Below are 17,115 nucleotides of genomic sequence, written 5' to 3'. Positions count from 1 at the left end.
AATCACATTTCATAACAAGAAAAGCCGACATAAAGTCGGCTTTTCGAACAAAGATTTAGGATATCTTATTGGTCTGTTTTATTTGGCGTTTTGAAACGTCCAAGCACCCAAGTAAAGAATACTGGCACAAACAATACGCCTAACAGTGTGGCAGAGATCATGCCACCGATAACGCTCACACCCAAAGAGTGCTGACTAGCAGCCCCCGCTCCGGAAGCTAATGTTAACGGCACAACCCCTAAAATAAAGGCCATCGACGTCATAATGATTGGTCTAAAGCGCAACTTAGCGGCTTGAATTGCGGCATCTTTTAACGAATAGCCTTGTTGATAAAGGTCTTTGGCAAACTCAACAATCAATATCGCATTCTTCGCCGACAAACCAATAATCGTAATCAGACCCACTTTAAAGTACACATCATTTGACATACCAGTCAGGAATACAGCAAGAACCGCTCCCAATGCACCAATAGGAATAATCAGAATAACTGACATCGGGATAGACCAACTTTCGTACAAGGCAACCAACAACAAGAAAACCACCAAAATAGAAATGGTTAGTAGCATTGGAGCTTGTGAACCCGCTGCTTTTTCCTGATAAGACAAGCCTGTCCACTCATAGCCAATACCTTTTGGTAAGGTACTAATAATGCGCTCAATCTCAGCCATCGCTTCACCAGAACTATATCCAGGTGCTGGGCTACCTGAAATTTTGAAGGCTGGATAACCATTGTAACGAGATACCTGAACCGGCCCTATTTCCCATGAACTATTCGCAAAAGAACGCATAGGAACAAGATTGCCTTCGTCATTCAATACTTGTAGCTCTAGAACACGCTCTGGTGTCATACGATCTTCGACATCGGCCTGAACAACAACGCGTTGTAAACGACCAGCATTGGTAAAGTCATTCACCGTTGCTGAGCCATAGGCCGTAGAAACCGCGTTATTGATGGATTCAAAACCCACACCAAGCGCTGTCGCTTTTTTACGGTCTATATCAATTCTAAGCTGCGGAGCATCTTCTAAGCCTTCCATCATGGCATAAGCAATAATTGGAGACGCATTCGCTTGACCTAGAACAACATTACGAGCATTGGTAAGCGCTTCTCGACCCAGATTACTTCGGTCTTGCAGCCGCAATGAAAAACCACCTGAGTTACCCATACCTTCGATCGGTGGCGGTGGCACTGCCATAGAACGACCATCGGAAATGCTGCCTGCGAACTGGCCATAAGCCCCAATTTCATCGAACAAAGATTCTTCTCGTTCAGACCAATCAGTAAAGGTCGGAAATAGCAAACCGGCATTAGACCCCATTCCAGAGAAACTAAAGCCCATTACAGCAACCACATTCTCGACTGCATCGCGCTGCCCTAAGAACTGCTCTACGTCTTTCATTGTATCGTCAGTTCGAGAGAACGTTGCCCCTGCTGGAAGCTGCAAATCGACGATCATGTAACCTTGGTCTTCCGTTGGTACAAAAGATTCTGGCAAACGCACATAGGCATAACCAAGACCAATAATAAGCACCAGATAAACCAACATGAAACGTCCAGAACGATTCACTAGCTTGCCATTTAATGTAGAGTAGCGACGAGTTAAACCTGCAAACTTGCGGTTAAACCAACCAAAAAAGCCACCCTTCTCATGATGCTCTTCTTTGTTGATTGGTTTCAACAATGTTGCACACAAAGCAGGCGTAAAAGTTAACGCCAAGATACCGGACAACATGATAGAAACAGCAAGCGACATAGAGAACTGCTGATAAATAATACCTACGGATCCGCTCATAAAGGCAAGCGGCACAAATACCGCCGATAGCACCAAGGTGATACCGACAATGGCACCAGACACTTGGCCCATGGCTTTGATCGTTGCCTCTTTTGGAGAAAGTCCTTCTTCCACCATAATACGTTCGACGTTCTCAACCACCACGATGGCATCATCCACCAAAATACCGATGGCTAACACCATGCCGAACATGGTCATCATGTTCACCGAGAAGCCCATCAAAGACATCACAGCAAAGGTTCCCAAAATACAAACAGGAACAACGATAGTAGGAATTAAGGTATAACGTAAATTCTGCAAGAACAGCAGCATTACAAGGAAAACTAAGATAATAGCCTCAACCAAGGTGCTAATTACTTTTTCAATTGCTGCACTAACGAATTTAGACGTGTCATAAGGGAAACTAATTTGAATATCATCTGGGAAGTTCGCTTCTAATTCAGCTGCACGGGCTTTTACTGCCTTCACTGTTTCAATAGCGTTTGCACCCGGTGATAACTGAACCGCACCCATGATAGCCTTTCGTCCATTAAGGCGGGTTTCAAAATTATAGTCCTGCTTACCCAACTCAACACGAGCAACGTCTTTCAAATACACAGCAGAACCATCAGGATTACTCTGAAGCACAATATTGCCAAACTCTTCAGGGTCCTCCAAAAAGCCTTTCACTACTATACTAGCCGTTAGCTCTTGCGTGTCATCCGCTGGTCTACCACCAAAACTACCAGCAGGAACCTGGGCATTTTGGTTTCTAATCGCGTTATTAACATCACTAATTGATAAACCGTAACTCAACAGTTTTTCAGGTGATACCCAAACACGCATAGAGGCTTCAGTACCAAAATATTGCAGTTTACCCACACCCTCGACACGACGAATATTATTGTTGATATTTCGTGCGGCATAATCTGCCAAAGTCACAATACTTTTGGACGAATCATCACCTTTAAAAGTCAAAGCATAAATCATCAAAAAGCCAGAACTGGCTTGGTCAACTTGCACACCCTGAGTAATAACACTACTTGGTAAACGCGCTTCTGCTTTTTTGAGGCGGTTTTGTATATCAACCTGAGCCAAATCAGGATCAGTGCCTGGCTCAAAAGACGCCGTTATTTGTGCAATACCATTTGCGTTACTAGAGGAATCAAAATAGAGCAAACCTTTCGCACCATTTAATTCTTCTTCGATAACACTGGTTACCGAGTCTACTAAAACTTGTGCAGATGCACCTGGATACGTCGCTGTGATTTCAACCTGAGGTGGAGCAACCACCGGAAATTGCGACACAGGCAAAGTTGGTAAAGCAAGAAGCCCCGCCAGCAAAATAAAGATAGCCATTACCCAAGCGAAATTGGGTCGTGCAATAAAGAAATTAGACATGTATTAAGCCTCTAAAAACGTCTTAATAGTTAAGGTAAAATGAGCAATGAACTAAGTATTAGAGGCTACTTTAGCGGAAGCCGTTACCTTCTCTCCCGCTTGATACATACCTGCATTATCAATAATCACTTTATCACCAGCATTTAATCCTTCCGTAATACGCCATAAATCTTTCGACATTGAGCCTGTCACAACTGAACGAGACTCCACTGTGTTTTGATCATTGACGATATAAACAAACGCACCATTATTACCACGCATAACAGCGCGTTGAGGGATCAAGATAGCTTGAGCAGAATGGGACTGCACGGCTTCAACACGAACATACATGCCTGGGAGTAACACTTTATCGGCATTTGAAAACAGGCCACGTAGTACAACATTACCCGTTTTTTCATCAACCTGACTGTCAGAAAATAACAACTTTCCTTCAAAAGCCTTACCGTAGCCATCTAATTTAGCCATCAATTTAGCACTATTGGCAGACGCACTTTCTTCTACAGATTGACGATATTTCAGCGTATCAGTAACGGATTGAGTGAAATCGATATAAACAGGATCAAGCTGCTGAATGGTGGCTAACAGAGTGGTATCACTCTGCCCTACCAACATACCTTCACTTACATTCGCGCGGCCGATGCGACCAGAAATCGGCGCTCTCACCGTTGCGTATTCAAGGTTAAGCTCAGCATTCGCCACATCGGCTTTCGCTGAAGCCACCGAAGCTTTTGCACTCAAATATGCAGCTTGTGCTGCATCAAAAATTTGCTTGCTGACCGCTTGAGATTTCACAAGAGGCGCGTAACGATCAACCAATGCTTTTGCATCAAACAAAGTCGCTTCCGCCATTGCTAAATCGCCCTTAGAACGAGCAAGAGCAATTTTTAATGACGCCGGATCGATTTCAAACAACACATCTCCCGCTTTAACATCAGAACCCTCAACAAAGGTTCTATGCAAAACAATGCCTGGTACACGAGCTCGTACCTCTGCCTCACGAATAGGTTCAACTCGTCCGGGCAAAATAGCATTTTCTTCATACTCAACAGGTTGCACAGTGCTTACTGTGGCTGGTCGTGCACTTGGAGGAGGACTGGCTTGAGCCTCTGGCTCACTTTGGGTGCAGCCAGACACAACAATTAACACTGCTAATACTGGTAGCAACGCTCGCCCATTTTTTAGAATTCGCATCATTAGTTCATACCTTAAATTTTTTGCCAGAGATAAAACATCCTCAAATAGTATTAAAACAGATCATATGAATCTATAGTGATTCATATGATCTGTTTTAAATTCACTTTTTTTCTGCTTTTTACCCTAATATAAGAGTTCACATACTAGATATTCCGCGTAAAATCCCTTGCATAAAAAGCGGGATTCTGAACATAACCACTGATAAACCTGAAATATGGTCATTTAAAGACAAACTGGATATTGATATGACAGAACACGAAACAAACAATGCATTTCAGAACGCTCTAGCACTTGCATTAGTTGAGCACCCACGAGCGTCATTGCAAGAACTCGCCTGTGCTGTAGGGGTCAGTAAAGCGACCTTATATCGTTTCTGCCCTACTAGAGAAAGTTTGCTTGATAGATTACAAAACAGCAGCGTAAATGCATATGCGCAGGCCATCCAAGAAGCAAACCTAGAAACAGCAGAGCCACGAGAAGGGGTTCGTAAACTACTAGAAAATTGCTATAAAAATAAAGAGTTAACCCTCTTTACCATCCAGCATTGGCAGCCTGAACAAATAGAAAACAGTAAGTGCATACAGGCACAAGAAAAACTCGATGCATTTTTCTTAAAAGGGCAGCAAAGCGGCCACTTTCGAGTAGACATTAGTGCCGCTGCCATTACCGAGTGCTTCCATGGTTTATTATTTACTATGATAGAAGCAGAACGATTAGGACGAGTACCCAGAACAAGAGTACTAACAATTATAGAGCTAGTACTCTTAGAAGGCGTCAGTGTACCTTCAAGCACAGCCTAAAATCGAAGTGTAACAATAGATAGTTAACGTTGGCTAAGAGCGAGTTTCACGCCAAAGCCCAACAGCAAGATGCCAGTTAAGCCATCTAAAATGAACGCCACTTTTGGTCGAGCCAACCAAACTCGCGCCTTATGAACCATAAGCGCAAGAAACGTTTGCCACAGCATCGCTATGATAAAATGCAATGAGGCCATAAAAAGTGATTGAGCCAATGCTGAATGGCTAGGATCAATAAACTGCGGCAGAAACGCCATATAGAAGATAATTGGCTTTGGATTCAGTACGTTAGACAAAACGCCTTGGCGAAAACTGCCCCACGCCGTCAATGCTTTAGGATTTTTAGCCTCTTTAAACGTCATACCAACAGGATTCATCGCACTGCGAATGGCTTGCACACCTAAGTACACTAGATAAGCAGCACCTACCAGCTTAAACGCAGTGAACAAACCAGCAGAACCAAGCAAAATCACCGACAAACCTAACGCCGACACCGTCGCATGAGCGAACAATCCCATGCAAATACCTAAGCTGGTCAAAAAGCCCAAACGCCAGCCACCAGACGCCGCGTTACGCATAACCAAAATAGTATCCACACCTGGACTCATCGTAAGCACAGTGATGGCAGCTAAAAAAGGCAACCATTGGAAATGTTCTAACATGTACTTCAGCCTTTATTTATAGGTTATAAGTGAGCATTTTAAGTCTATTTTTAACAAAGTATTGGCAAGCGCAGTAGTCGAGTAAAAGTCTCAACTTAGGGTTTGCAAGTCACATCCACCCAAACCGCAACCGAGGTTTCCGTTGCTTCACGTTCAATTGGCGTACAAATTTCAGATAACGCGCCTGACAAACTTACCAAGCCTTCTTCTAAAGGTTCCATGGCAAAATACAGTTCGTCATCACCAAAGGCCAAACTCAAGGTCGATGTTTCAAGATTTACCGGAGTGGGTAAATCGATACCCAAGCGAATCCACAACATCTGATCGCGAATGCGAACATCGATAATACGTACGCCTTGTGGCACTAAATCAACACCATCTTGCTTCATTTTGATAAAAAAACCGTACTTATCAAAACTCTTTAACACCTCGATCATGTCGAGCTTTTCTTGACCTTTTAACTCTCCGTCGCCGTCCACATCGTATTCGGCAATCAAACTGGTGGATGTAAAAAGATCCAAGCTCCACGTCGCTTCAAGCGTGTTAATACTCGCTTGGTCTACCTTGACTCGATACTGAGAATCCACCCAAACATGAGGATGCGCCATGGCCGACCCAGCAAACAGAGCGGTAACGCATAAACACAACAGAAAACGCATCATACTGTGACCTTTTAAAAACCGTGCTTTATTGAAATTCAACTAGGCTCGGTGTGAAGTGCACTCTTGCTTCCAAAATACGCTGAAACTCTAACGGGTCATGCTGTTGCGCCAAACGCTCTGGATCATGCTTCGCACCATGCCATGCTTCCAAGCGAGACAACCAAAAACGTAAAGCAGCGATTTTTAGCATATAAGGCCAAGCCAGCACTTCTTCTGGGCTGGCTTCACGCTCATGCAAATAGGCTTTTATCAACGCCTTATATTTGGCTTTATCCAATTCGCCTGTCTTCATATCTGAACACCAATCATTCACCACTATTGCCAAATCGTACATAACCCAAGAATGACAAGCGTTGTAGAAATCGATAATGGCAGACAGCTTATTGCCTTCAAACAAGGTGTTGTTGTAGAACAAATCCCCGTGAATCGTGGTCTTGGGCAGGTCTGGATATTGTGCAATGAAGTCATCAAATTCAGCAATCTGTGACAACAATAATTGCGCTTGTTCTGGCTCTAATTCACCAGCAATGGCTTGACTGGTTTTGTGCCACCAAGCAACACCACGGTGGCTATCACGATGTACGGGGAAATCTTCACCAGCAATATGTAACTTAGCTAAGGCTTCGCCCATTAATCGGCAAGAAGTTTCATCTGTGCCTTTTAGCTCCCCACCTGGGAAGCAGTCGACAATAATAGTGGGTCGGCCATTTACTTCACGTAGTCGCTCACCATGAATGTCAATCAAAGCAGCTGGAACATTAAAACCTTTGTGTTTTAAATGGGCTACAACGTCTAAAAAGTACGGTACTTCGTCTAAATCAAACTCTTCAAACAAGGTCACCACATACTTTCCAGTAGTTGTCGTCAGAAAGTAGTTGGTGTTTTCTACCCCTCCGGAAATGCCTTGGAACGAAACCAGTTCACCTAAATAATAATCGGCCACTAAGGCGCGCATGTCAGAGTCCGAAAGGGAAGTGTAAACAGCCAAGTTTCTACCTATTGTTGTCTATAAAGAGATGGAATAAAAAATAATTGCCTATGCTCTACAATTAACCCCAAAAGGTCAATTCTAACTAGCGTAAATAGGTCTTTTTCTGTTCGCATTTTGTCGAGCAATTCATTTACCTGTTACAACCCAGTTAATTAAAGAGACATATATTAACCAAGGAACAACAGCAAGTTGATAACAATGCATCTATGATTAAAAAACAGACTCAACCGAAAGCACTCTATAATGATCCATGACGATGAAAAAAAAATCACTGTATCGGCCGTTTATCGGCTACTCATTGCTTCGTTCTTCACAAGTGTAGCCTTCGCTGTTTTTTTTAACATCTACCCTACTGCGCACATCATAGACTCCATCATTCCAAGCATCGACGCTATAGTTCTGCTTACTGTACTGATCTACTATCACTACAACCCCCATACAGTGATGAATAAAATCATTGTTTTTTTTATCATCTTTTTCATTCTGACCTTTTCACCAACCACTATTTATTATGTATGGATGGCATGGGGGAACGAATGGCGCTTTATTGATGAATACCCCCCGATTACTGGGCTCATTATGGCGATTATCACGCTTAGTGTTATTATGCTGCCAAAGAAATATAAACGTTACATGGTTCTAATGTGGGCATCGATTGCTCTGCCTATTATCTACTATCTACTCAACCATCCTGAGGAGTTACAAACACCTCGCGGCTATGAACTTATCGGGACATTTGGTCCTGCAAGCTTATTGCTCTACATTGTGTTTCCTTATCAAAAAAGCATTCGTCGACACATCAACAAGGTCACTGACGACTTGCGCCGTTTCGAATTAGAAGCGGGCCGAGATTATTTAACTGATATTTATAACCGTAGAGGATTAACCCTTTGGCTAGGGCAACTCAAATCTGATGATCAAATCGCCATTTTGCTTATCGACGTAGATCACTTTAAAAACATCAATGATCGCCACGGTCACTCGATTGGCGACCGAGTTTTGGTCGAAGTCGCCTCTCGTCTCCGTTCTATTTATTTCGAAAAACACACTATTGCGCGCTGGGGAGGAGAAGAATTTGCCGTCATATTGGTCAATCCAAAAGCGAATACATTGCCTTTTATTGGCTCTATGTTTCAGCACACACTAGGGTCCTTGCCTTACAAATCTGTCGGAAAAGTCACCGTTAGCGTAGGTGTGTCGAAGATTGCACCTCACGACAGTTTTTTAGAACTCATCGACCAAGCTGACAAAGCGCTTTATATCGCAAAAAACAATGGCCGCAATCAATCGATTATATACAGTGAAAGCCTAAAACAACCCTATTCACGAGCCAGTTAAACCCCTCTCACATTAAGCTTTCAAAACTTATCAGGCATTTTGGCTGTAAAAACACGCTCAAACACATAGAATAGACCTCATATTTGCCGATTCACAAAGAGGTTCTATTTTGGCTACGGATTCAACAACACAAACATCCCCAATGGTTCTGGTAGACGGCTCGTCCTACCTTTACCGAGCATTTCACGCGATTCCACCCATGCACACCAGCGACGGTCACCCAACCAACGCCACGCGCGGTGTGATCAGCATGATCCGCAGCCTAATCAAAACCTACCCAGACTCCCCTATGGTGATCATTTTTGACGCCAAGGGTAAAACCTTCCGCGACGAGATCTACAGCGAATACAAAGCACACCGTCCACCGATGCCTGACGACCTACGCCCACAAATCGAACCGATTCATCGCATGGTGGAAGCCATGGGCTTGCCGCTTGTTATCATCGATGGTGTAGAAGCCGACGACGTCATCGGCACCATTGCCAAACAAGTGGGCGAAGCGGGTCGCGACGTAGTGGTTTCCACTGGCGATAAAGATATGGCACAGCTGGTTACCGAAAAAGTCACCCTTGTGAACACCATGAACAACACCGTCATGGACATCCAAGGCGTGAAAGACAAATTCGGCATTCCACCAGAACTCATCATCGATTACCTCGCACTCATGGGCGACAAGGTCGATAACATCCCGGGCGTACCGGGCGTGGGCGAAAAAACCGCTCTTGCCTTGCTACAAGGCTTGGGCAGCATCAAAGACATCTACACGCGCTTAGACGAGATCGCAGATTTAGGCTTCCGTGGTTCTAAAACCATGAAGCAAAAAATGGAAGACAACAAAGAGATGGCCGAGCTGTCTTATACCTTGGCGACCATCAAATGCGACGTAGAATTGCCTTTCGAACCACAAGAATTGAAAAACGGCGAAGCCGACAAAGAAAAGCTGCGTGAATGGTTCACCAAGCTAGAATTCAAAACTTGGTTGTCTGACCTAGACAAAGCGCCAAGCGTAGAAACCGCCAGCGATACCGTTGGTAATGACGGCCAAGTGGAAACACCGGTTAAATCCAACATCGAAGCCAACTACGAAACCGTCTTAGACAAAGCAAGCTTCAACAAATGGCTAGAAAAAATCCAAGCCGCTGAGCTTGTCGCCTTCGACACAGAAACCACCTCGCTTAACTACATGGCAGCTGAACTAGTTGGTTTGTCCTTCTCGGTTGAAGCGGGCGAAGCGGCTTACATTCCAGTCGCTCACGATTACGAAGGCGCGCCAGAACAGCTAGATCGCGCTTGGGTGCTAGAACAACTTAAACCTTGGCTTGAAGACGACAGCCAAGCGAAAGTCGGTCAACACCTAAAATACGACGCCAACGTACTGAACAACTACGACATCACCTTGCGCGGCATCGCTTACGACACCATGTTGGAGTCTTACGTGTACAACTCCGTAAGTTCGCGTCACGACATGGACACCCTTGCCAGCAAGTTCCTCGGCCACACCAACGTTAGCTTTGAAGACATTGCCGGCAAAGGCGCTAAGCAAAAAACCTTTAACCAAATCGACTTAGAGGTCGCGGCGTTTTACGCTGCGGAAGACGCCGACATCACCTTGCGCTTGCATCAAGCAATTTGGCCGAAAATCGAAACCACGCCAGAATTAGTCAGCATTTTCAAAGACATCGAATGCCCATTGATTCCCGTCTTGGCGAAAATGGAACAAACTGGCGCCTTGATTGATCCAGAACTGCTTCATGCACAAAGCAGCGAGATCGCCGCCAAACTGCAAGAACTAGAAATCAAAGCCCACGAAGAAGCGGGCGAAAGCTTCAATCTAAGCTCGCCAAAACAACTGCAAGTCATCTTGTTCGAAAAACAAGGCTTGCCGGTTATCAAGAAAACACCAAAAGGCCAACCATCCACGGCAGAGCCGATCTTGCAAGAACTGGCACAAGACTATGAACTACCGCGTTTGATCATGGAACACCGCAGCCTGTCTAAGTTAAAATCCACTTACACCGACAAACTGCCAGAGATGATCCAGAAAACCGGACGGATTCACACCTCTTACCACCAAGCCATTACCGCGACAGGCCGTTTGTCGTCGACCGATCCGAACTTGCAGAACATCCCAATTCGTTCTGCCGAAGGTCGTCGTATTCGCCAAGCCTTCATCGCGCCTAAAGGCTACAAGTTAGTGGCGGCCGACTACTCTCAAGTCGAATTACGCATCATGGCGCACTTGTCCCAAGATCCGGGCTTATTAGACGCTTTCACAAAAGACGCCGACGTGCATAAAGCCACCGCAGCGGAAGTCTTCGAAGTGAGCTTAGAAGAAGTGACCACAGAACAACGCCGCCGCGCCAAAGCCATCAACTTCGGTTTGATCTACGGCATGTCTGCCTTTGGTCTAGCGAAGCAGCTTGGTATTGGTCGACCAGAAGCGGGCAAATACATCAAACGCTACTTCGAACGTTACCCAGGCGTACAGCAATACATGGAAAACACCCGCGAAAGCGCGAAAGAAAAAGGCTATGTAGAAACCATCTACGGCCGCCGCTTGTACCTGCCAGACATCAAAGCGAAAAACGCCATGATGCGCCAAGCTGCCGAGCGCACCGCGATCAACGCACCGATGCAAGGGTCCGCCGCCGACATCATCAAACGCGCCATGATCAAGATGCACGATTGGCTCGCAGACACCGACCTAGACGTGAAAATGATCATGCAAGTACACGATGAACTCATCTTCGAAGTAGCTGAAAAAGACCTAGAAAAAGCCCAAGCAAAAATCGTCGATATAATGCAAAACAGCAGCAAAATCGACGTGCCTTTATTGGTAGAAGCGGGAGTTGGAAACAACTGGGACGAGGCGCATTAAGCGCCTCGGACTACCATTAAAAGGATATACGTTCTGCTATGATCTAAAGAGGGATATAACAAGGACTAAAATGATGACTGTGACATTTTTAAATAATAAACGAAAAATATCATCTTCTATCCCTTGTATTTACTGTGCTATAGAACAAGGCGTTAAACTTTCCTCCAATCATAATTTATTATGTATATATAGCGCAGTGTGACAATGACTTTAAGTGTTCTGGAATATCTTAAGAAAAACGGCCCTTGCCTTAGCTCTGAGGTGACTGAATATTTAGTGTCATCAGGCATATCTTCTGACGCAGCAAGGCAAAGAGTTTCAAGGGGATCAAAACAAGTCCTTAGACTGGACCTTTCTCTTCCTAAGCGCGTTAAGTTTTTATACACCAAAGAACAGTCAGGTACTTGGGCATATTGGGTCAATCTTCAAGAAGCATTATTATCCACAAACTCTGCTTACGGCTTCGCAATTACAGCCCTTCGTGCTCGCGGCGGAATCATGCCAAAAAACTTTTTTGAAATTGCCTCAGGCTCTCCGATTAAACAAAAGAAACATTTATCTGCTAGCACAGTACTGAGTAGGCTAATCAGCACTAACCTTGTAAAAGAGACAACTGTTGAAGGTGTTGGACCTTGCATCTACCTCGGCTTACATACAAATCATGTCGATGAACTAATTGCCCCCATGAGAGCAAGATACAATGTAGAAAGTATTACTCTAGAGGGAATAAAACAATGGCTTCAGAACCTAGGTTTTGTTTCATACAATCTAGCTATAACTCGATCTAATCAAAGCAACCCAACCGTAAGCACAACTGCATGGGACCTAATGGGACAATCTTATCTAAGCCCAGTAGTCAGTTTTGTAAGTAATACAGATAAACCTAAAAATGGTTTTGTAGTTTGTGAGATTTTACTCACTGAGGAAGTATCGGAAGTAGACATCCTGCCTTTCATTCAAAAGTTAAATGCTTTAAGGAGCCTAAATAACGTTGGGAAACAGTTGGTTTTCTTTGTGGCTGACAGCTTTAGCCTTAACGCACTAAAGAAACTAAAATCAATAGGAGTATCACCTGCAACAACTAAGGCTATATTCGATACAGAAACAGCAAAGGGGCTAAGAAACCTGACAGAAATACTCTCTAACGTAATAGAGAAAGCAATTACTCCGGAGAAAATTGATGAAATATTCAAAAGCCTCGGAAAAATTGAGGGCGCTGCGAACAGACTTAGAGGTAACCTTTTTGAATACGTGATTGCAGAAACCATGAGAGCTGAATTCACGCATATTGAACTAAATCGTGTGTGCCAAGGCCTGAGTGGCAGTAAAGAAGCAGATGTAATCTGTATAAGTCAAAGCCAAGTTCTATTCATTGAAGGCAAAGGCTATAACATCAACAGATTGGTTGATATTGAAACTGTTGATTATTGGTTAACTCAGCAAATTCCAGTGTTCAGGCAGGCTGCATTAAACCACTCTGACTGGAAGACTCGGAAGATGCGATTTGAATTTTGGAGTACAGGAACATTTTCTGATGAAGCGAGGACAAGGTTAGAGGAAGCAGAAAAGCAAGCAAGTAGGTATGAAATTGGCTTCAAAGATATGCATTTAATCAAATCAAAAATCCAAGCAACATCCAATTCCGCCTTGAAAAAAACGTTTGAAGAACATTTTGCTAAGCACCCGATGAATAACAAATAAGTGTAAACATAATTGGCGCCTGATGAAATTACCAATGAACAACTGGGGGCAAATAAAAATTAATCTCCCTAACTTGGCTTTCTACATCGTTTCATAGGCGGAACTCGCCTGACCGTTAGTTTTTCAGTCTCTTCTTTGAACTTGTCATTCCCCAATGCCATGTTGGACTGTAAGAATTCGAGTGAATCTAAAAAACTATTCGCGAGTACGCTGTAAGTAGATCACGTACAGTCCACTGGCAATGACTATACCCGCCCCTACAATGGTCCACCTGTCTGGTAGTTCGCTAAATACTAAGAAGCCGATAATGGTGGCAAATACCAATAGGCTGTAGTTGAACGGTTGTAATACCGAGGCTGGAGCATACTCTAGCGCTTTCACTAGCAATAGCTACGCGGCGACACTCATAATCGAGATCACAGCCAATAAAACCCATTCCTGCATGCTTGGTGCACACCAAAGACGCTTGCACACGCGCAACCGACCAATGCCATATAGAGAACAACCCGAACAATTGAAGGTTAATTTTCAACAGCCCCCAATTTCTAGAGAATTTCCTAGAGAGGGGCTAGTAAGTCACTATCAAAACCAATGCCTGTTAAATTATTTTTTTCAAAAATAGATACGAAATTTTGATTCACAAACAAACGTGTTGTTCCTGCACGCTTGGACTTAAAAATAGGCTTTTTGGCAATATCGTCAGGTTCAAAAGCCAATGTTTTTAAGCCAACGCGAATACCATCTGAATATTCATTGATGGTAAGTTCTTTATCTTCCTTAGCGTAGGTTAGGCAGTTATAAAGAAACATAGATACATCATTGACAGTAATAGGCAAAAGCTCACCCGTCTCTACAAAAATATCTCTCAGCACAGACTTAGCCTTCTCACTAATTATCAGGGTATGCCCACCCCAACGGCTCACATCAGGAAAAGGAACACCTTGCTGTTTAAAGTAAGGTAAGGTTGAACAGGCAACCCCGTCTTTCCAAATAGGTAAGATAGGCTCATTGGTTAAAGGCTGATCGAACAAAAAATCTTCTACCTCTTCCCCTCCGAGCTGTTGTGCTAATTGATGACTGTCGAAGTCTAAAAAGCCTTGTTGTAGCTCTCCTGAGGTGATTTTGTAAACCTTCATTTCCCACTCCACTGAGTATCTTTTCCTTCTAGGATTTGACTTGGATGAGCGCCTGTCTTTAATTGAACTTTTACCATTTTCAACTTAGCTAAAAACTGTGTGGCGTCTACATCTCTATTTCCGAGTTGAGTTCCAATCCACTGTTCATAGTTATGCCTATGGATACTAGCATGCGATGGTGCATCAGGGGTCGCCCAATCATGCTCTTGATTTTTAAAATAATTTCTAAGCCAAACACCATTCACAGGATCATTAATTCCAAAACAAAATGTATGTAAGTTCATTCTTGCCTCATAAACGGCTTGCCTAAGGTACTGACCTTTTCCTGGGATAATGTGATGGGCATGATGGTAAGGCGTTGGCTTTGGTTCTCCTATCGCTTCAAGATTCTGGATCAGTACCTTTGTAGGGTGATGCTTTTCATTGCGTAATTCATTACGTTTAGCAACAGAGTTTTTCTGTCTATACTCTTCCAGTTGGCTTTCAAGCCAAGCTTGTATTGCTAGGGACTTTCTTTGTAATTTTAAATGTTCCCAATCCCTATTCTGACGCTCTATTCGCTCCTGTTTTTCTTTAGATGTTTCATTGACTGGCGCGGTATTATTTTTAGTAATATAAAATTCTCGTGCTTTTTTTTGGTAATTATAAAGTGACATTTCTAGAACTGTCGGCTCACTTGGACGTGTTGGCATTGGAATTGCGCTGTAGGTCATAAACAACCCTCCCTGTTAATACGTATTTTTCTTACTCTACTTTATAACTTCTTTTAAGGCATGAATAGTGATCGACACCACACCTCGGGATTTACGCATATAGAGCTCTGGGACGGGGCAAAAACTATTCGCGGGTACGCTGTAAGTAGATGACGTACAGTCCACTGGCAATGACGATGCCCGCTCCTAGAATGGTCCATCTGTCTGGTAGTTCGCTAAATACTAAGAAGCCAATAATGGTGGCAAACACCAGTAAGCTGTAGTTGAACGGTTGTAATACTGAGGCTGGTGCATACTCTAGTGCTTTCACTAGCAATAGCTGCGCGGCGACACTCATAATCGAGATCACGGCCAATAAAACCCATTCCTGCATGCTTGGTGCTCGCCATGCCGTCACACCAAAGAGGGTTGCACACACGAAGCCGATCAACGCCATATAGAGTATGTTGGTATGAAAACCATCACCCGCTGAACTCACCTGACGAGTCACGACGTGGTAGCAGGCAAAACACAGGGCGGCGGTTAATGGTATCAATGACTCAGGTTTGAAAACGTCCAACCCAGGCCGAAGGATAATAAGCGTTCCGGCAAAGCCGACACAAACCGCTAACCACGATTTCATACTTACCCGCTCCCCTAGGATGGGGGCCGCCAAGGCAATCGCCATCAATGGGAATGCCGCCATCAGCGAATGGGATTCTGCCAAGCCAAGATGACGCAGTGCCAGATTAAAAATCGCAATCTCTGCGATGGATAATATGGAGCGCAATACTTGTAACTTAGGACGAACCGAACGTAGTGCATGACGAATGGTGCTGGTGCGTGACACCCAAACGATGGCAAACAGGGCAAATACCCAGTAGCGCACTAATACCACTTGCGCCACCGACATATCCTGCACGAGGATTTTCGTCACGGCATCTTGTGATGCGAATACCAACATCGCGGCTAGGCATAACAATACGCCTTTTCCCACTAAGTTGGAGCCCACTTCCCTGTTAGATGGATTCATTTGGCCATTGCCCTTTTATGGTGTGCTGATTCTTGGATGGTCTCTGGATTGTAAAACATCTCAAAGAACAATTGGACAATTTAGATGTGTTTAAAAATTGGGCGCTAGAAACCATTTTGGCTATCGCTTAATAGATAACCCATAATTCACTTTAAACGACCTATTTTGGTGCAAATTTGACGTGTTTTGTCCGTCTAATTCATCGTGAAGTCGGTAGAATCGAGTTTTAAAGCATGAGATGGAGCAAGGCGGTAGATGGATTTCAATATCAAGCTTATCTTTAGTGGCATCGCAATTGCGTTGGCGCTTTCAGGTTTTATCCCATATATTGCGCTGATCCTACGAGGCAAGGTGAAGCCTCATGTGTTTTCATGGGTAATTTGGGGCATTACCACCACCATTGTATTCTTTGCTCAGCTAGAAGCCGAAGGCGGCATGGGCGCATGGCCCATCGGGCTATCAGGCTTTATTACAATTTTCATTGCTTTCTTAGCGTATATAAAGCGCGGGGATGCCACTATTACAAAGCTGGATTGGGGCTTTTTAGCACTGGCTTTGGCATCTTTGCCACTTTGGTACGTAACCAATGATCCCTTGTGGGCTGTGTTGATTCTGACCACGATCGATATGATAGGTTTTGGTCCCACCTTTCGAAAAGTCTATCACCGCCCTTTTGAAGACAGTCGTATTTTCTTCATTATTATGATCTTACGTAATGCGTGTTCTGTGGTTGCACTAGAAGCCTACTCTGTGACGACAGTGCTGTTTCCACTCTGCTTGGCGGTAGGTTTTTTAATTATATTGGTTATCATGCAATTCCGTCGCAGTGTTCTTTCTCAGCAAGTGGTTTAGTCGGAT

At 44.0% G+C, this 17,115-nt stretch carries 14 protein-coding genes; 5 read left to right on the top strand and 9 right to left on the bottom strand.

Going from position 1 to position 17,115, the window contains the following annotated elements; all coding sequences use genetic code 11:
* Positions 1–65: 65 nt before the first annotated feature.
* Positions 66–3,173 (bottom strand): multidrug efflux RND transporter permease subunit, encoded by a 3,108-nt coding sequence (locus tag CYL31_RS01900; protein WP_212917313.1) that lies wholly within the window; start codon positions 3,171–3,173, stop codon positions 66–68.
* Between the two features lie 51 nt (positions 3,174–3,224).
* The gene (locus CYL31_RS01895; RefSeq protein ID WP_212917312.1) at positions 3,225–4,367 is read right to left on the bottom strand and encodes an efflux RND transporter periplasmic adaptor subunit; all 1,143 of its coding nucleotides are present in this window, start codon (positions 4,365–4,367) and stop codon (positions 3,225–3,227) included.
* A 245-nt stretch (positions 4,368–4,612) separates the two neighbouring features.
* Here CYL31_RS01895 and CYL31_RS01890 point away from each other — a divergent pair, with 245 nt between their 5' ends.
* On the top strand, positions 4,613–5,167 hold the full coding sequence (locus CYL31_RS01890; RefSeq protein WP_212917311.1) for a TetR/AcrR family transcriptional regulator: 555 nt from the start codon (positions 4,613–4,615) through the stop codon (positions 5,165–5,167).
* 23 nt (positions 5,168–5,190) lie between these two features.
* On the opposite strand, the gene CYL31_RS01885 is transcribed toward CYL31_RS01890, so the two are convergent.
* From CYL31_RS01885 to CYL31_RS01875, 3 genes are all read right to left on the bottom strand, one after another.
* Positions 5,191–5,826, bottom strand: coding sequence for a LysE family translocator (locus CYL31_RS01885; RefSeq protein WP_212917310.1), 636 nt, complete (start codon positions 5,824–5,826; stop codon positions 5,191–5,193).
* 95 nt (positions 5,827–5,921) lie between these two features.
* Positions 5,922–6,488 carry a DUF1007 family protein gene (locus CYL31_RS01880; protein WP_249411663.1) on the bottom strand — a complete coding sequence of 189 codons (567 nt, stop codon included), beginning with the start codon at positions 6,486–6,488 and terminating at the stop codon, positions 5,922–5,924.
* A 25-nt stretch (positions 6,489–6,513) separates the two neighbouring features.
* Positions 6,514–7,476, bottom strand: coding sequence for a homoserine kinase (locus CYL31_RS01875; protein WP_212917309.1), 963 nt, complete (start codon positions 7,474–7,476; stop codon positions 6,514–6,516).
* Positions 7,477–7,722: 246 nt separating this feature from the next.
* On the opposite strand from CYL31_RS01875, the gene CYL31_RS01870 reads away from it, so the two are divergent.
* From CYL31_RS01870 to CYL31_RS01860, 3 genes are all read left to right on the top strand, one after another.
* Complete coding sequence (locus CYL31_RS01870; protein WP_249411662.1) at positions 7,723–8,817, top strand: GGDEF domain-containing protein; 1,095 nt, start codon at positions 7,723–7,725, stop codon at positions 8,815–8,817.
* A gap of 142 nt (positions 8,818–8,959) precedes the next feature.
* Positions 8,960–11,695: a DNA polymerase I gene (gene polA, locus CYL31_RS01865; protein WP_212918814.1), complete on the top strand. Its 2,736-nt coding sequence runs from the start codon at positions 8,960–8,962 to the stop codon at positions 11,693–11,695.
* 204 nt (positions 11,696–11,899) lie between these two features.
* A complete protein-coding gene (locus tag CYL31_RS01860; RefSeq protein WP_212917308.1) occupies positions 11,900–13,396 on the top strand; it encodes a hypothetical protein in 1,497 nt (498 codons plus the stop codon).
* Positions 13,397–13,591: 195 nt separating this feature from the next.
* Here CYL31_RS01860 and CYL31_RS01855 read toward each other — a convergent pair whose 3' ends face one another.
* From CYL31_RS01855 to CYL31_RS01840, 4 genes are all read right to left on the bottom strand, one after another.
* Positions 13,592–13,777, bottom strand: a complete 186-nt coding sequence (locus CYL31_RS01855) for a DMT family transporter (RefSeq protein WP_212917307.1) — start codon at positions 13,775–13,777, stop codon at positions 13,592–13,594.
* 176 nt (positions 13,778–13,953) lie between these two features.
* Positions 13,954–14,532 carry a hypothetical protein gene (locus CYL31_RS01850; protein ID WP_212917306.1) on the bottom strand — a complete coding sequence of 193 codons (579 nt, stop codon included), beginning with the start codon at positions 14,530–14,532 and terminating at the stop codon, positions 13,954–13,956.
* Complete coding sequence (locus CYL31_RS01845; RefSeq protein WP_212917305.1) at positions 14,529–15,245, bottom strand: AHH domain-containing protein; 717 nt, start codon at positions 15,243–15,245, stop codon at positions 14,529–14,531. Before CYL31_RS01845 ends, CYL31_RS01850 begins: the two co-directional genes overlap by 4 nt.
* A gap of 124 nt (positions 15,246–15,369) precedes the next feature.
* Entirely contained in the window at positions 15,370–16,257 is an 888-nt protein-coding gene (locus CYL31_RS01840; RefSeq protein WP_212917304.1) for a DMT family transporter, read from the bottom strand.
* A gap of 255 nt (positions 16,258–16,512) precedes the next feature.
* On the opposite strand from CYL31_RS01840, the gene CYL31_RS01835 reads away from it, so the two are divergent.
* Complete coding sequence (locus CYL31_RS01835; protein WP_212917303.1) at positions 16,513–17,109, top strand: hypothetical protein; 597 nt, start codon at positions 16,513–16,515, stop codon at positions 17,107–17,109.
* The last annotated feature ends 6 nt before the right edge of the window (positions 17,110–17,115 follow it).

It is taken from the genome of Marinomonas sp. A3A (genome assembly GCF_018336955.1).
GTDB classification, from domain to species: Bacteria; Pseudomonadota; Gammaproteobacteria; order Pseudomonadales; family Marinomonadaceae; genus Marinomonas; species Marinomonas lutimaris.
The sequence above is the reverse complement of the archived record's forward strand: the minus strand, read 5'-3'. Positions and strand labels throughout refer to the sequence as shown.

Excerpts from the sequence above, each read along its gene's own strand:
- CYL31_RS01900 (WP_212917313.1), bottom strand. The coding sequence starts at position 3,173 with ATGTCTAATTTCTTTATTGCACGACCCAATTTCGCTTGGGTAATGGCT.
- CYL31_RS01895 (WP_212917312.1), bottom strand. The coding sequence starts at position 4,367 with ATGATGCGAATTCTAAAAAATGGGCGAGCGTTGCTACCAGTATTAGCA.
- CYL31_RS01890 (WP_212917311.1), top strand. The coding sequence starts at position 4,613 with ATGACAGAACACGAAACAAACAATGCATTTCAGAACGCTCTAGCACTT.
- CYL31_RS01885 (WP_212917310.1), bottom strand. The coding sequence starts at position 5,826 with ATGTTAGAACATTTCCAATGGTTGCCTTTTTTAGCTGCCATCACTGTG.
- CYL31_RS01880 (WP_249411663.1), bottom strand. The coding sequence starts at position 6,488 with ATGATGCGTTTTCTGTTGTGTTTATGCGTTACCGCTCTGTTTGCTGGG.
- CYL31_RS01870 (WP_249411662.1), top strand. The coding sequence starts at position 7,723 with ATGATCCATGACGATGAAAAAAAAATCACTGTATCGGCCGTTTATCGG.
- polA (WP_212918814.1), top strand. The coding sequence starts at position 8,960 with ATGGTTCTGGTAGACGGCTCGTCCTACCTTTACCGAGCATTTCACGCG.
- CYL31_RS01860 (WP_212917308.1), top strand. The coding sequence starts at position 11,900 with ATGACTTTAAGTGTTCTGGAATATCTTAAGAAAAACGGCCCTTGCCTT.
- CYL31_RS01850 (WP_212917306.1), bottom strand. The coding sequence starts at position 14,532 with ATGAAGGTTTACAAAATCACCTCAGGAGAGCTACAACAAGGCTTTTTA.
- CYL31_RS01845 (WP_212917305.1), bottom strand. The coding sequence starts at position 15,245 with ATGACCTACAGCGCAATTCCAATGCCAACACGTCCAAGTGAGCCGACA.
- CYL31_RS01840 (WP_212917304.1), bottom strand. The coding sequence starts at position 16,257 with ATGAATCCATCTAACAGGGAAGTGGGCTCCAACTTAGTGGGAAAAGGC.
- CYL31_RS01835 (WP_212917303.1), top strand. The coding sequence starts at position 16,513 with ATGGATTTCAATATCAAGCTTATCTTTAGTGGCATCGCAATTGCGTTG.